The organism is Streptomyces sp. NPDC006235, from assembly GCF_040613735.1.
Taxonomy (GTDB): Bacteria; Actinomycetota; Actinomycetes; order Streptomycetales; family Streptomycetaceae; genus Streptomyces.
Window position 1 is genome coordinate 53,687 of sequence record NZ_JBEXSR010000011.1, and the last position, 15,494, is coordinate 69,180.

Genomic DNA, 15,494 nt, shown 5'->3' on the forward strand with positions numbered 1-15,494 from the left:
GCACCCGACCCCCCGCCCCACGCCGCTCACACGCTCACCTCCCGGCAGGCCCGGTAGAAGTCCTTCCAGCCGTCCCGCTCACGGACCACGGTCTCCAGGTACTCCTGCCAGATGACCCGGTCGGCCGCCGGGTCGCGGACCACCGCGCCGAGGATGCCCGCGGCCACGTCGCCCGCCCGCAGCACGCCGTCGCCGAAGTGGGCGGCCAGGGCGAGCCCGTTGGTGACGACGGAGATCGCCTCGGCCGTGGACAGCGTGCCGCTCGGCGACTTCAGCTTCGTCCGGCCGTCGGTCGTGATCCCGTCGCGCAGCTCGCGGAAGACCGTGACCACGCGGCGGATCTCGTCGAGGCCGTCGGGCGCGGCCGGCAGGTCGAGGGAGCGGCCGATCTGGTCGACCCGGCGCGAGACGATGTCGACCTCGGCCTCGGGGCTCTCCGGCAACGGCAGCACCACTGTGTTGAAGCGGCGGCGCAGGGCGCTGGACAGGTCGTTGACCCCGCGGTCGCGGTCGTTGGCCGTGGCGATCAGGTTGAAGCCGCGGACCGCCTGCACCTCCTGGCCGAGCTCCGGTATCGGCAGCGTCTTCTCGGACAGGATCGTGATGAGGGTGTCCTGCACGTCGGCCGGGATGCGGGTCAGTTCCTCGACGCGGGCGGTCATGCCCTCGGCCATGGCCCGCATGACCGGGCTGGGCACGAGGGCGTCGCGGCTCGGGCCGTGGGCGAGCAGCTGCGCGTAGTTCCAGCCGTACCGGATGGCCTCCTCCGGTGTGCCGGCCGTGCCCTGCACCAGCAGGGTGGAGTCGCCGCTGACCGCTGCGGCCAGATGCTCGGAGACCCAGGTCTTCGCCGTGCCGGGCACGCCCAGCAGGAGCAGGGCGCGGTCGGTGGCGAGCGTGGTGACGGCGACCTCGACGATGCGGCGCGGGCCGACGTACTTGGGTGTGACCACCGTGCCGTCCGGCAGCGTCCCGCCGAGCAGGTACGTCGCCACCGCCCACGGCGACAGCTTCCAGCGGGCCGGACGCGGACGGTCGTCCTGCGCGGCCAGCGCGGCGAGTTCACCGGCGAAGGCGTCCTCGGCGTGCGGCCGCAGCGCTTCTGCCTCAGGTACGTCCGCGGGTGCGCCCGTGCCCGCGTTCGCGGGCGCGGACCCGTTCTGGCTCGGGTCGACGGACGTCGGTTCTACGGACACAGGCATGGCTGAGTCCCCCTCCAGCTCGGCCGGTTCGGATCTGGCATCCACGTTGCACCACACCACTGACAATGCGTTCTGACCTGCGAAAACGCCCCGTCGAAGCCGCTCGCGGACCCGATTGTCAGTGGTGGGATCTACCTTCGATGACATGACTCAGCAGGGGGTGCGCTGGACTGCGGACCAGGTGCTGGCACTGGCGCCTGACGCCGCATCACGCAAAGCGGGAAGCAAACTCGGCGCGGCGGGGCCGTGGTCCGAGGCGGGCAGTTCCGACGAGGGGACGGTGTGGGGGCTGTGCAAGGGCAGCGGAAGCAAGCCGTATCAGACGGTCGTGGACATCGCGGACGCCTCCGGGCCCGCGTACAAGTGCAGTTGCCCGAGCCGGAAGTTCCCGTGCAAGCACGCGGTCGGGCTGCTGCTGCTCTGGGCGGGCGGCGAGGGAGCGGTGCCGACGGGAGAGGCGCCGGAGTGGGCCGGGCAGTGGATGGCGGGGCGGCGCAAGCGCGCGGAGGAGAAGAAGGCCGGGGACAGCTCCGGTTCGCCGTCCGGGTCCGCTGATCCGGAGGCGGCGCGGCGCCGGGCGGAGCGCCGTGCCGAGCGGGTCACGGCGGGCGCGGTGGAGCTGGAGCAGCGCCTGACAGACCTGTTGCGCGGCGGCTTGGCCTCGGCGGAGCAGTCGGGCTACGGCCTGTGGGAGGAGACGGCGGCCCGCATGGTCGACGCCCAGGCCCAGGGCCTGGCCTCGCGCGTCAGGGAGTTGGGGATCATACCGTCCACCGGCCCGGGCTGGCCGGTGCGGCTGCTGGAGGAGTGCGCGCTGCTGCATCTCCTCGGCCAGGGCTGGCTGCGCCGCGAGCGGCTGCCCGACGCCCTCGCGGCGACGGTGCGCTCCCGCATCGGTCTGCCGGGCTCCGCGGACGGACCGCCCGTGCGGGACCGCTGGCTGGTGCTCGCCCAGTACGACACGGTGGACACCCGCCTGACGACCCGCCGGATCTGGCTGTACGGCGCAGACTCGGACCGCACCGTACTGCTCCTCTCCTACGGCGCGGCCGGCCGCGCCCCGGAGCTGGCGCTGCCGGTCGGGCTGTCCCTGGATGCCGAGGTGTGCGCCTACCCGGGTGCCGGGCAGCCGCGGGTGGCCCTGGGCGAACAGTTCGCCCCGCCCGCGCCGACGGCGATACGTCCGCGGGGGATGACGACGTCCCAGGCCGCCGCCCGTTACGGCGACGCCCTGCGCGACGATCCGTGGCTGGAATCCGTCCCCATGACGCTGGACCGGGTCGTCCCCATCCCGGACGGCGACTCCTGGCAGTTGGCGGACGCGGACGAGGACGCGGCGTTGCCGCTCACACCGGCCGCGCGTTCCCGGCCGGGCCTGTGGCGGCTCGTCGCGCTGTCGGGCGGTGCCCCGGTCCGGGTCTTCGGCGAATGCGGCCACCAGGGGTTCACTCCGCTGACGGCGTGGCCGGAAGGCCCGGGTGAGGCGACAGCCCTGTGCTGAGCCGGCGCCGCCTCAGACGCCATCACGCACGCCGGCGTCGGCGACGGCGGCCCGGCTCCTCCGGCCCGACCCGCCTTCCCCTCGAATCCACGAATCTTTCAGGCATCCCGGGACAACCGGTAAGGGTGAGCCTTCAACCACCCCCGGGCGCCCCACGGAAAGGAAGCTCATGACCAGGACCTCCGCTCCTGTGGCCGCGCCCGCGACGGGCGCCTGGGAGGGGCTCGTCACCACGGCACTGCTGGGCACGGACCGGCGCACGCCACCGAGCACCGGGCCGGGCCCGGAGGCACCGGTGGCCCTGCTGGACGCGGCGGCCGTGGAGACCGTACGGCGACGGGCCGGTCTGCGTCCGGCGCGGGCGGCGGAGCGTCCGCAACCGGCCCCGGAGGACCCGCGTCCGCCTCTGCCGCAGGCGGCCGCCCGCAGACTCTCGATACTGCTGGCCGACCGCTCCGGCGCGTCCGGCGGCGGCCGTCGGGGCGCCGCGCCCGACCTCACGGAGCTGCTGCCCCAGTGGCTCGCGGCGGCCAACGCCCGTGGCTTTGCTCCGCCTCCGCAACTGCTGCCGGCCTTGCTGGACGCGGCCCGGGGGCGTACGGACCTGCGTCCGGCGGCACTGGAGTTCGCGGGGCCGCGGGCCCTGTGGCTGGCCCGGCTGAACCCGGACTGGCGGTTCGCCCTGCGCTCGACACCGGGCGGCGGAGCGGCCCTTCCGCATCTCGATGACGCCGACAGCATCCGGCAGCTGTGGCAGGAGGGCCTGTTCGCCGAACGGGTCGCCCTCCTGTCCGCCCTGCGCTCCCGCGAACCGGCTGCCGCGCGCGACCTGCTCGCGACGACCTGGGCCACGGAACGGGCCGAGGACCGGCTGATGTTCCTCGACTCGCTACGCACGGGCCTGGGACCGGACGACGAGCCGTTCCTGGAACAGGCCCTGGCCGACCGCAGCCGCAACGTCCGGGCGACGGCGGCCGAGCTGCTGTCGGCGCTGCCCGGTTCGGCGCTCGCGGCGCGTATGGCGCTCAGGGCGGAGGCGTGCGTCGCCATCGACCACACGCAACCCACCCAGCTCACCCAGCCCACCCAGCCCACCCAGCATTCCCCGGCCACCGGATCCACCGTGGCCACGCCGACGATCACCGTCGAAGCGCCGCACGAGTGCGATCCCGGCATGGAGCGCGACGGCGTCGTGGCGAAGGCGCCCGCCGGGCGCGGGGAACGGTCGTGGTGGTTCGGCCAGTTGGTGGAGGCGGCCCCGCTCGGGACCTGGTCGCGGCGGCTGGGCGGGCGGACACCCCGGGAGATCGTGGCGCTGCCGGTCACGGACGACTGGCAGGGCGAACTGCACGCGGCGTGGTGCCGGGCCGCCGTGCGCCAACGGGACGCCGAGTGGTCGCGCGCGCTGCTCGGAGAGCCCTCGGCACCGGAAGCGGGCGGCCCGGGCGCGGTGTCCCTGGCCGAACGCGCCAAGCTGCTCGGCACGCTGGGCGCCGCCGAGCGGGCCGAGTGGGTGGCCGGCTTCATCGCGACGCACGGCCTGTCCGAAGCGTTTCAGCTGCTCGGAGTGTGTGCGGTGCCCTGGGCGCCGCCGCTCGGCCGGGCGGTGGTGGACGCGCTCAACATCGCGCGGGACGCAGGGAGTTATCCATGGAGTTTCAGCGGAGTCATGGGCCTGGCCGAGCGCTGCCTGGACCCGTCCGAGGCCGGTCGACTCGACGCCTTGCTGGCCGTACCGGACGAGCCGGAGAACGCGTCTCCCGGCGCCGGCGGCTACTGGGCGGAGGCCTTCCAGCGTCTGGTCACGACGCTGCGCCTGCGCGCGGCGATGACGGAGGAGCTGAACACTTCCTGACCCGGGCCCGCGTCACGGAGCCCGGTGGCCACCCACCGGCTCCGCTTCCGGCCCCGGCCCCGGCCCCGGCCCCGGCCCCGGCCCCGGCCCCGGCAGACCATAACCACCCGCAGGCAGACCGTAACGAGCCGCAGACAAACCACCCGCAGACAACACCCCGGGCAGACGATCATCACCGGCAGACAAACCCCCGGACCACCGGCACACCCCCCGGCACCACCGCCGGAGGCCTACGCCCCGGCCGGCTGGCGCGCGTTCGCCCGGACCCAGTCCACGATCGACGCCGTCGTCGCGCCGGGCGTGAAGATCTCCGCGACGCCCTTTTCCTTCAGCAGGGGAATGTCCGCCTCTGGGATGATCCCGCCGCCGAAGACCAGGATGTCTTCCGCGTCCCGCTCCTTGAGCAGGTCGATCACCGCGGCGAAGAGCGTGTTGTGCGCGCCGGAGAGGATGGACAGCCCGATCGCGTCGGCGTCCTCCTGGAGCGCCGTATCGACGATCTGCTCGGGAGTCTGGTGGAGCCCGGTGTAGATGACCTCCATACCGGCGTCGCGCAGCGCCCGCGCGATGACCTTGGCCCCGCGATCGTGGCCGTCGAGTCCCGGCTTGGCCACCACCACGCGGATCGGACCGGCTGCCACACCCATCACTGCCTCCATGAAGCGACTACATCCATCCGTATCGACAAGTACCGCACATATCGCGCTCGTCGTACACGCCGCACCGCACGGACACCCTGCCCCGATTCATCCCGGCAAGTGAACGAACGTTATCTCCAGGATCCCGCGACCGGCAGTTTCGCGATGCGGACCGAGGGGGAAATCACACGATGGGACAAGCGCAAGGGGAGCCGCGACGAGGTCGCCGTACCGCCGCCCCACCCACCACGCACAGCGGCGGTACGGCACTTCGGCGAAGGCACGCGGGACACGCAGGGCACGCACAGCACGCAGGGCAGACACGGCGCACCAGCGGGGAGCCTCGCCGCCACACCGGCAGGGGACCTCGCCGCATCACTGGCGTCACATGCGCCACGAGCCGCGCTCCTTCCCCGCGGCTCACGCCGCTCACGCAGTCATCAGCCGTCTTCGCCGCTGCTTTCCACGAGGGCATACGGGGGGCGGCAGGCCTCCCGCGTGCCGACAGGAGGTCGGCCATGAAGGTCACCAGGGCTGCTCTGCCCTTTCTTCCGTTCTGCCAGCGTCTGCTGCCGAGCCGCCTGGCGGGACTCTCGCTGGCACTCCTGAAGGCCACGGCTCTGGAGATCGCGATTCTGGCCGGACATCTCCTCCTCTATCCCTCCGGCATCACGCAGGAGCGACGGACTCCCACCCCGGCGCTGCCCACGGCCGGAGCCGCCCAACTGCCCACGGAGGCCAAGCCCCCGGTCGTCCTGCTGCACGGCTTCATCGACAACCGCTCGGTCTTCGTCCTGCTGCGCCGCAGCCTCGCCCAGCACGGCAGGCAGCAGATCGAGTCCCTCAACTACTCGCCGCTCACCTGCGACATACGCGCCGCGGCCGAGTTGCTCGGCCGCCATATAGAAGAGGTCTGTGAGCGCACCGGGGCCCAGCGGGTCGACGTCGTGGGGCACAGCCTCGGCGGCCTGATAGCGCGTTACTACGTGCAGCGGCTCGGCGGCGACACGCGCGTGCGCACTCTCGTGACACTCGGCACGCCGCACTCGGGCACCCGGGTGGTGCCCCTGGCCAACGCGCACCCCATCGTGCGCCAGATGCGCCCCGGCTCACCGGTGCTCGAGGAGCTCACTCGGCCGGCCCCGGGCTGCCGTACGCACTTCGTCAGCTTCTGGAGCGACCTCGACCATGTGATGGACCCGCTGGAGACGGCCTGCATCGACCATCCCGATCTGACGGCGCAGAACGTGCAGGTGACCGGCATCGGTCATCTCGCCCTGCCGGTGCACCCCGCCGTCGCCAACGGAATACGGCAGGTTCTCGACACGGCCCACGAGGGTGAACCGGCCGTCGGCAGGACCGGCGGTCTGACCGTGGCCTGAAACTCGTCATACAGCGGGCACACAGCGTCCAAGCACCGATCGGCCTCGAACAAACTTCGAACACAGGGCCAAACCCGTGCCCGCCGTCCGCCAAATCACGGCCGAATGCCCGTTTCCTGCGCGCGCGAAACCTGCCGAAGATTGTCGTGCCCGCGTACCGCCGGGTACAGTCGCCGCACTGCTCTGGCAGCCCCTGTTGTCGAGGCGAAAGAGAAGTTGGTGAACGACCGTCACCCGTCGGGGACCATGACCCCGGCTCCGGCTTCCGACGCCGACTCGGCGCACTACGCGTCGTACGGCACCCAGGAAGCCCAGTACGGCGACTTCACCACGTACGGCGACTACGCCGCCACCGGATTTGACACCACCGGTACGGACGGCACCGGTTTCGCCGCCACCGGCCACACCACCGCTACGTTCGCCGCCGACCCCCTCTTCGGCGACATGCCGGGCAGCGGCCACGACACGGGCGCGTACGACACCGGCCACTGGCCCACCGGCACGCACGACAACCCGCATTTCGACGCGTACGCGGCCCAGCACCACGCCGCCTACGACACCGGCGTCTACGACACGACGTCCTGGACGGCCGAGCAGCAGCCGCTCTCCGTCATCCCCCCGCAGGCCACCTCCCCGGACAGCACCGGGCAGTGGGACACCGGCGCCTGGCTCCAGCCCGACCAGTCCGGCAATCCGGCCGACCGGACCCAGCAGTGGGAATGGGGCACCCAGGCCTTCGACACCGGCGCCTACGACGCCACGCAGTGGAACACCGACGCCGCCGGCGCCCCGGCCCCCGACGCGTACGAGGACCACGCCGAAACCTTCGAGCAGCACGAGACCGCGACGTTCGAGCAGGCCGCATTCGACGAAACCGACGGTGCCGCCTACCACGACCCCGCTCCGGACGACGGCGAGCCGGCCACCACCGGCGAACTGCCCACCGTCGCCCCGTTGCTGGACGGTCAGGAAGAGTTCGGCCCGCGCGCCGGCTCACGGGCGGCCGCACGCGCCGGATCCCGTTCCCGCCGCCGTACGCCGCCCAAGCGCTCGGCGCTGCTGACCATCGCGGTGCCCTCGGCCTGCGTGATGGGCGTCGCGGGCATCGCCGCCGCCTCCGTCGGCACCTTCTCCGACGACGGCGCCGCGGAGGCGCAGACGACAGCGGCGGACGTGCAGCCGGTGAAACCGGCCACCGCCAACAACAAGCTGGACACGCAGCTCCAGAGCCTCGCCGCCGGCGCGGACGACTTCGCCGACCGGGCCAGCCGTACGCAGGAGCGCATCGACCTCAAGGCCCAGCAGGCGGCCGAGCGCAAGCGCGCGGCGGAGGAGGCGGCCCGCAAGGAGCGGCTGCGCCCGAAGTTCGCCCTGCCGGTCGCCCGGCACGGACTCAGCGCCTACTACGGCCAGTCCGGCATCAACTGGATGTCCCTGCACACCGGCATCGACTTCCCCGTCTCGTACGGCACGACCGTGATGGCCGCGACCGACGGCACCGTCCGTACGCAGTGGAACAGCGCCTACGGCAACATGATGATCGTGACCGCGAAGGACGGCACGGAGACGTGGTACTGCCACCTCTCCACCTACACGGTCCCCTCCGGTACGACCGTGAAGGCCGGCGATCCGATCGCGCGCTCCGGCAACTCCGGCAACTCGACCGGCCCTCATCTGCACTTCGAAGTGCGCCCGGCCGGCGGCTCGGCGATCGACCCGCTCCCGTGGCTGCGCAGCCACGGCATCGACCCGACGTAACGTCCCGGCAGCCCCCACCGGTCGGCCCGGCAGGGGCTGGCCTCTCCGGCTTACAGCTTCTCCACTGGCGCGTAGCGCAGCAGCAGCCGCTTCGGCTTGGTGTCCCCGAAGTCGACCGTCGCCTCGGCGTTCGCGCCCGTTCCCTTCACCGCCACGACGGTCCCGAGCCCGAACTGGTCGTGCGTGACCCGGTCCCCGACCGCCAGCCCCACCACCGGCTTCTCGGAGGTCCGGCGCGTGGCGAAACCGGACGCGCCCGACGCCGACGAACGTGAACGGGACGACGACAGCGAGGCCGCCACACCGGAGACCGGCCCGGAGGACGCGGGCGCGGTGGCTCCCGTCCGCTTCCACTCCACGTAGGCCGGCGGGATCTCCTCCAGGAAGCGGGAGGGCGGGTTGTACGAGGGCTGGCCCCAGGCGCTGCGCAGGGTGGACCGCGTCAGATACAGCCGCTCCCGCGCGCGTGTGATGCCGACGTAGGCCAGGCGCCGCTCCTCCTCAAGCTCCTTGGTCTGGCCGAGGGCGCGCATGTGCGGGAAGACGCCGTCCTCCATGCCGGTCAGGAAGACGACCGGGAACTCCAGGCCCTTGGCGGTGTGCAGGGTCATCAGCGTGATGACGCCGTCGCCGTCCTCCTCGTCGGGGATCTGGTCGGAGTCGGCGACCAGGGCGACCTGTTCGAGGAAGTCGGACAGCGTGCCCCCCGGGGCGGCAGCCCCTGATGTCTCCGCCTCCTCGCCGCGCTCCTGCTCGAACTCCATGGCGACGGCGGCGAGTTCCTGGAGGTTCTCGATCCGGGTCTCGTCCTGCGGGTCGGTGGAGGCCTGCAACTCGGCGAGGTACCCGGTGCGTTCCAGGACGGCCTCCAGCACCGTGGCCGGTCCGGCGCCGGACTCGACGATCGTGCGGAGGTCCTCCATCAGCGTGTTGAACCGCTTGACGGCGTTGGTGGAGCGCGCGGCCATGCCGTACGCCTCGTCGACGCGCTTCAGCGCCTGCGGGAAGCTGATCTTCTCCCGCTGGGAGAGGGCGTCGATCATCGCCTCGGCGCGGTCGCCGATGCCCCGCTTGGGGACGTTGAGGATCCGGCGCAGCGGCACCGAGTCCTCCGGGTTGGCCAGCACCCGCAGGTAGGCCAGGACGTCCCGGACCTCCTTGCGCTCGTAGAAGCGGACGCCGCCGACGACCTTGTAGGGCAGGCCGACGCGGATGAAGACCTCTTCGAAGACGCGGGACTGGGCGTTGGTGCGGTAGAAGACGGCGACGTCACCGGCCTTCGCCTCGCCGGCGTCCGTGAGGCGGTCTATCTCGTCGGCGACGAACTGCGCCTCGTCGTGCTCGGTGTCGGCGACGTAGCCGGTGATCGTGGCGCCCGCGCCCGCGTTGGTCCACAGGTTCTTGGGGCGGCGGGACTCGTTGCGCTCGATGACCGCGTTGGCCGCGCTGAGGATCGTCTGGGTGGAGCGGTAGTTCTGCTCCAGCAGGATCGTCGTCGCGTCCGGGTAGTCCTCCTCGAACTGGAGGATGTTACGGATCGTCGCGCCGCGGAAGGCGTAGATCGACTGGTCGGCGTCACCCACGACGCACAGCTCGGCGGGCGGGACCTCGGCCTCGGGCGGTACGTCGACGGGGTGCTCGGAGGTGCCGACGAGTTCCCGGACGAGGGCGTACTGGGCGTGGTTGGTGTCCTGGTACTCGTCCACCAGCACGTGGCGGAAGCGGCGGCGGTAGTGCTCGGCGACGTCCGGGAAGGCGCGCAGCAGGTTGACCGTCGTCATGATCAGGTCGTCGAAGTCGAGGGCGTTCGCCTCGCGCAGCCGCGACTGGTACATCGCGTAGGCCTGGGCGAGGGTCTTCTCGAAGCCGTCCGTGGCCTGGGCTGCGAAGTCCTCCTCGTCGATCAGCTCGTTCTTCAGGTTGCTGATCTTGGCACTGAAGGACTTCGGAGGGAAGCGCTTGGGGTCGAGGTCCAGGTCGCGGCAGACCAGGGCCATCAGGCGCTTGGAGTCGGCGGCGTCGTAGATCGAGAACGACGACGTGAAACCGAGCTTCTTGCTCTCGCGCCGCAGGATGCGCACGCACGCGCTGTGGAAGGTCATCACCCACATCGCGTTCGCCCGCGGGCCGACGAGCTGCTCGACGCGCTCCTTCATCTCGCCTGCGGCCTTGTTGGTGAAGGTGATCGCGAGGATCTGCCCCGGGTGCACGCCCCGCTCGGCGAGCAGGTGGGCGATGCGGTGCGTGAGCACGCGGGTCTTGCCGGAACCGGCACCGGCCACGATGAGCAGTGGGGAGCCGGAGTGGACGACGGCGGCGCGCTGGTTGTCGTTCAGCCCCTCCAGGAGGGCGGCGGTGTCCACCGGCGGGCGCGGGGCGCCGTCGCGGTAGTAGGCGTCCCGGTCCGGGGGCACGTCGAACTTCCCGCCGAACAGATCGTCCGGAACCGGCTCCGGTACGTGTTCGTCCTCGGGTGGCGGCGGGGGCTCGTCCGCGGGGCCCCGCTGGGCCTGGAGGTCCGCCAGGAAGCTGTCGTCAAAGAGGCTGCTCATCGCTCTCCGAGTCTAGGGCGCCCCACTGACAGCCCGCCGCCGCCCTGAGAACATCACCGAAAGGAGCCCCTCGTCACCCTGCATCCCTGTGTGATCACGGGCTGCTACGGCGTCACAATCATGGACGACTCATGACCAAACCCTCTTGACCGGTCACTCTCGGCAACGCTCCGGGATAAGGTCACGAAAATGTATCGGGCATATCACCCATCAACCTTCACAAGGGCCACACGAGTTGGCTACCGTGCGGGCAGGCCGCACGACCCCCACCGGCGAACGTCGCCGGGCCGCGCGGCCTCCGCCGAGTCCGGTGTGCCGCAGCGGCAGCCGGAGCCGGGGACCCAACCGAGAACTCTGGGGTGAATCGGCCGGACTCCCTTCGCGGAGACGGCCGTAGGGCAACCCTTCCGATGTACCCGCCCGAACCCGACAGCTAACCCGGTAGGCGGAGCATGGAAGGAGTCGCCTCCCTTGGCGTCGCACCGCAAGTCGCGTCCCGCTGGTACGCGCGTCGCAGGCATACGGACCCCCGCCCTGGCAACGGCGGCCCTCACGTCCGTCGCCCTGCTGTCCCAGTCGGCCAACGCCGCCCCCGAGGCCGACGACAAGCCGAGTCTCGAGGAAGTCGAGAAGAAGGTCGACGACCTGTACCGCCAGGCCGAGTCGGCGACCGACAAGTACAACTCGGCCAAGGAGAAGACCACCAAGCAGCGCAAGCGCGTCGACACCCTCCTCGACGACGTCGCCAAGCGCACCCAGAAGCTCAACGAGGCACGGGAGGAACTCGGTTCCTTCGCCGCCGCCCAGTACCGCACCGGCGCCTCCGCCCCGGACACGGCGACGTTCCTGCTCGCGGACACCCCGCAGGACTACTTCGACCAGACCCAGCTGATGGACCGGATGACCGGCCGTCAGAAGGTCGCGGTCGACGACTACGTCACCCAGCAGTCCGAGACGATGAAGAAGCGCCAGGAGGCCACCGAGAGCCTCGAGACGCTCACCGAGGCCCAGGGCGACCTGAAGACGGCCAAGGCCACCGTCCAGCGGAAGCTCGCCGACGCGCGCGACCTGCTCTCGAAGCTGACCGCCGAGGAGAAGGCACGGCTCGCGGCGATCGAGCGGGAGAAGCAGCAGGAGGCCGCCCGCAAGGCCGCCGAGCTGGCCCGGCAGCAGGCCGCGCAGCAGCAGGCGCAGGAGCAGGCCGCCCAGCAGCAGGACAGCGGCTCCTCGTCCACGGGCTCGTCCTCGTCCACGGGCTCCGGCTCGTCCACCTCGACCGCCCCGGCCGACTCCTCGTACGCCACCAAGGCCGAGAAGGCGCTCGCCTTCGCCCGCGCCCAGATCGGCAAGCCGTACGTCTGGGGTGCCGTCGGACCCGGCTCCTACGACTGCTCCGGGCTCACCCAGGCCGCCTGGAAGGCCGCGGGCGTCACCCTGCCGCGCACGACCTACGACCAGGTCAACGCCGGCACCACGGTCCCGCTGGCCGACGCCCAGCCCGGTGACCTGGTCTTCTTCTACGACGACGTCACCCACGTCGGCATCTACATCGGCAACGGCATGATGATCCACGCCCCGAAGCCCGGCACCTACGTGCGCGAGGAGTCGATCTATTACGACGGCGAGTCGGCGATCCACAGCGTGGTGCGGCCGGCCTGAGGGCCGTACGTCATGGCGGGCACGCGCGCGTGAGGGTGCTCTCGCGTTTTTGAGGCGCCCGCGCGCGTGCCCCGCCCGCAACGCGCGCGGCGCCTCCTAGCATCGGGCCCATGGCCGGCCCCTCCCCCTCCACCGCCTGGTGGGCACAGCGCGCGCCGTCCGCCGCCGCCGCCGTGCTGGCGACGGGCACCCTGTCGGTCGGTCTGGACCTGGCGGGGTACGACGGCCTCTCCCGTATCGCCCTCGGTCTGGCCTGTGCTGCCTGGCTGCTGCTGGCCGCCGACTTCACGCTGCGGCTGCTGCTGGCGGGCACGAGATGGCGGGCGTACGCGGGGGTTCCGGGCCTGGTGGACACCGTGGCGACGGCCGCCCTCACCACCGTGGCGGCGACGGCCGTCCTGGGCACCGGCTTCTCGGCGGCCGACGCGCAGTCCCTGGCCGCGGTCCTGCTGGTACTGGCCGTGCTGCTCTGGCCGGTGCCGCTGGTCCTCCCGGCGCAGGACGGGCAGCGGCGCAGGCCCGGGACGGTGTTCGCGCGCTGCATGGCCACGCAGGGGCTCGCCGTGCTCGGTGCCACGCTCGCCGCGGCCGAGTCGGCGGCCTGGCTCGCGCACGCGGCGCTGGTGCTGTTCTGGCTGGGGCTCGTGCTGTACGTCCTCGCCCTGGCCCGTTTCGATGTGCGGCAGGTGGCCGAGGGGCGCGGTGACCACTGGCTCGCGGGCGGGGCGCTCGCCCTCTCGGCGCTGGCCGGGGCGCGGCTGATCAGCTCCGACAGCGCGCGCCTGTACCTGTGGAACGTCGACGACCGCGGTGTCCTGCGCGATGTGACCGTCGTGCTGCTCGTGGTCACACTGGCCGGCTGCGCCGTCCTGCTCGCCGCCGAGTTCCTGCGCCCCCGCCCCCGCACCGACATCCGCCGCTGGGCGACGGTGTTCACCTGGGCCAAGACGGCGGCGGCGACCCTGGCCGTCGCCGCCGCCCTCGACGTCTCCTGGCTCGACGGCCTCGGGGAGGTGCTGCTGTGGATCGCGGTGGCCGCGTGGCTCGGGGCCACCGCCTGGGCGGTCGCCTCCGCCCGGGCCTATGCCGCGCCCGGGCGGGTCAGGTCCAGAGCACAGCGATGAAGACGTTCGCCGCGGTCAGCGCCCCGACCAGGCCGAACAGGCCCTTGTCCACCTTCTCGTCGTCCCGCTTCACGTAGACCAGGCCGAGGATCACGATCAGCAGGGCCAGCTTGACGCCGATCTTGATGTTGTTCACGGACTGGTCGTCGGCCTGGTTGAGGCCGACCAGGATCACACCGGTGACCAGCATCGTCAGCGCGCCGTGCAGCATCGCGGGGGTGTAGCGGGCGGTGCCCGCGCCCATCGCCTTCATCTGGGAGAGGAAGCCGCCCAGGAGGGCTGCGATGCCGATGATGTGGAGGCCGACGAAGAGGTGGATGAGTACGTCCATGAGGCCGGAGCCTAATCAGGGCCTCCACAGCCGCCCGCACCGGCCCGTCGGATGCATATATGCGCCCCATAGCACCCGTCCGCCGCCCTGCGCCCGTGATTCGGCGCATCGGTCATCACACTGAGTTAAGTCGACGGCGGGGAGACGGGATCACGGTCGCATACGGTCACCACCGGTCCTCTCGGGACACTTCCGCGCACCCGCCACCGGGCCACCGCGGCGAGGTTTAGCGTCCTCCACCAGGTGCCCGGCTCCCCACCGCCGCCCGGGCCAGGGGCGGCAGTCGGACACCACCGCCGAAAGGTCCGGCGGCGGTCCGCTTCCCCTGTGCGGGCCGCCGCCGGACGCGCGCCGCCCGTCCGCTCCCCCGGCGGCCGCACGCACCCGCCGGCGGTCGCAGGAAAGGACGTGCCCCCCAGGTGGCAGCGCACCGCAAGCCCCGCCGGCGCTCCGCGAGCGGCAACACGGCCCGTACGGCCGCCACGATCGCCCTCGCGGGCGCGGCGACCGCGACGGGCTTCGACGGCACCGGACACGCCGAACCCGAGCTCACCCCCGGCCAGGTCAAGGCCAAGGTGGACGAGCTGTACCAGGAGGCGGAGGTCGCCACCGAGAAGTACAACGGCGTGAAGGAGAAGGCCGAGGCGGCCGGACAGCGGCTGAAGGACCTCCAGGACCAGGCGGCACGCAAGGAGGGGCGGCTCAACTCCGCCCGCGAGGCGCTGGGCTCGGTCGCCGCCGCCCAGTACCGCGCGGGCGGCCTCGACCCCGCGCTCCAGCTCGTGCTGTCCGACGACCCCGACCGGTACCTCGACAACGCCGAGTTCGCCGAGCGGGCCGGAAACCGGCAGCAGGCCGACGTCGCGCGCGTACGGCAGCAGCTCCGGGAGATCGAGCAGCTGCGCGGGGCCGCCCACATCGAGCTGACCTCCCTGAAATCGCGGCAGACGGAGCTGAGACGGCACAAGAAGACGATCACCGGCAAGCTGGGCTCCGCGCGCCGGCTGCTGTCCCGGCTCACCGTGCAGGAACGTGCCCGCATCGGCGACACGAGGGGCACGGACCGCGCCTCACGCTCCTCGGCAGGTGCGCGTGACCACCTGGCCGCCCCCGGGTCCGTCAGCGCGCAGGCGCCCAACTCCCGCGCGGCCGCCGCCGTGTCCTACGCCTACCAGAAGCTCGGCAGCCCCTACGTCTGGGGAGCGACGGGCCCGAACGCCTTCGACTGCTCGGGCCTCGTCCAGGCGGCTTACCGCTCCGCGGGCGTCGCCCTGCCCCGCACGACGTACTCCCAGATCGACGCGGGCCGCCGCGTCTCCCGCTCCGAACTGCTCCCCGGCGACCTGGTGTTCTTCTACGCCGGCATCAGTCACGTCGGCATCTATGTGGGCAACGGCCGGATGATCCACGCGCCGAACCCGTCCGCCCCGGTCCGGGTCGCCCCGCTCGACGAGATGCCGTTCACAGGCGCCACCCGGGTGGTGTGACAGGG

General features: G+C 72.0%; 11 protein-coding genes and 1 riboswitch. Of the genes, 7 read left to right on the forward strand and 4 right to left on the reverse strand.

Annotated elements, in window-relative coordinates:
* Positions 1–26 precede the first annotated feature (26 nt).
* The gene (locus ABZ192_RS15795) at positions 27–1,202 is read right to left on the reverse strand and encodes an AAA family ATPase (protein ID WP_356925082.1); all 1,176 of its coding nucleotides are present in this window, start codon (positions 1,200–1,202) and stop codon (positions 27–29) included.
* 145 nt (positions 1,203–1,347) lie between these two features.
* Here ABZ192_RS15795 and ABZ192_RS15800 point away from each other — a divergent pair, with 145 nt between their 5' ends.
* Both ABZ192_RS15800 and ABZ192_RS15805 read left to right on the forward strand, forming a co-directional pair.
* Positions 1,348–2,703: an SWIM zinc finger family protein gene (locus ABZ192_RS15800; RefSeq protein WP_356925083.1), complete on the forward strand. Its 1,356-nt coding sequence runs from the start codon at positions 1,348–1,350 to the stop codon at positions 2,701–2,703.
* Between the two features lie 169 nt (positions 2,704–2,872).
* A complete protein-coding gene (locus ABZ192_RS15805; protein ID WP_356925084.1) occupies positions 2,873–4,558 on the forward strand; it encodes a DUF5691 domain-containing protein in 1,686 nt (561 codons plus the stop codon).
* Positions 4,559–4,788: 230 nt separating this feature from the next.
* Here ABZ192_RS15805 and ABZ192_RS15810 read toward each other — a convergent pair whose 3' ends face one another.
* Positions 4,789–5,205 (reverse strand): cobalamin B12-binding domain-containing protein, encoded by a 417-nt coding sequence (locus ABZ192_RS15810; RefSeq protein ID WP_037673345.1) that lies wholly within the window; start codon positions 5,203–5,205, stop codon positions 4,789–4,791.
* Between the two features lie 509 nt (positions 5,206–5,714).
* On the opposite strand from ABZ192_RS15810, the gene ABZ192_RS15815 reads away from it, so the two are divergent.
* Entirely contained in the window at positions 5,715–6,578 is an 864-nt protein-coding gene (locus ABZ192_RS15815) for an alpha/beta fold hydrolase (protein WP_356925085.1), read from the forward strand.
* Positions 6,579–6,683: 105 nt separating this feature from the next.
* Positions 6,684–8,336, forward strand: coding sequence for a M23 family metallopeptidase (locus tag ABZ192_RS15820; protein WP_356925086.1), 1,653 nt, complete (start codon positions 6,684–6,686; stop codon positions 8,334–8,336).
* Positions 8,337–8,386: 50 nt separating this feature from the next.
* Here ABZ192_RS15820 and pcrA read toward each other — a convergent pair whose 3' ends face one another.
* Positions 8,387–10,888, reverse strand: a complete 2,502-nt coding sequence (gene pcrA, locus ABZ192_RS15825) for a DNA helicase PcrA (protein WP_356925087.1) — start codon at positions 10,886–10,888, stop codon at positions 8,387–8,389.
* 289 nt (positions 10,889–11,177) lie between these two features.
* Positions 11,178–11,351: riboswitch (cyclic di-AMP (ydaO/yuaA leader) on the forward strand.
* A gap of 8 nt (positions 11,352–11,359) precedes the next feature.
* Between pcrA and ABZ192_RS15830 the strand changes: the two genes are divergently transcribed.
* Together ABZ192_RS15830 and ABZ192_RS15835 are read left to right on the forward strand one after the other, a co-directional pair.
* Entirely contained in the window at positions 11,360–12,547 is a 1,188-nt protein-coding gene (locus ABZ192_RS15830) for an NlpC/P60 family protein (protein ID WP_356925088.1), read from the forward strand.
* 110 nt (positions 12,548–12,657) lie between these two features.
* Complete coding sequence (locus ABZ192_RS15835; protein ID WP_356925089.1) at positions 12,658–13,671, forward strand: hypothetical protein; 1,014 nt, start codon at positions 12,658–12,660, stop codon at positions 13,669–13,671.
* On the opposite strand, the gene ABZ192_RS15840 is transcribed toward ABZ192_RS15835, so the two are convergent.
* Entirely contained in the window at positions 13,649–14,002 is a 354-nt protein-coding gene (locus ABZ192_RS15840) for a hypothetical protein (protein WP_356925090.1), read from the reverse strand. The genes ABZ192_RS15835 and ABZ192_RS15840 overlap by 23 nt on opposite strands.
* Positions 14,003–14,421: 419 nt before the next feature.
* Here ABZ192_RS15840 and ABZ192_RS15845 point away from each other — a divergent pair, with 419 nt between their 5' ends.
* Positions 14,422–15,489 carry an NlpC/P60 family protein gene (locus ABZ192_RS15845; RefSeq protein WP_356925091.1) on the forward strand — a complete coding sequence of 356 codons (1,068 nt, stop codon included), beginning with the start codon at positions 14,422–14,424 and terminating at the stop codon, positions 15,487–15,489.
* Positions 15,490–15,494 lie beyond the last annotated feature (5 nt).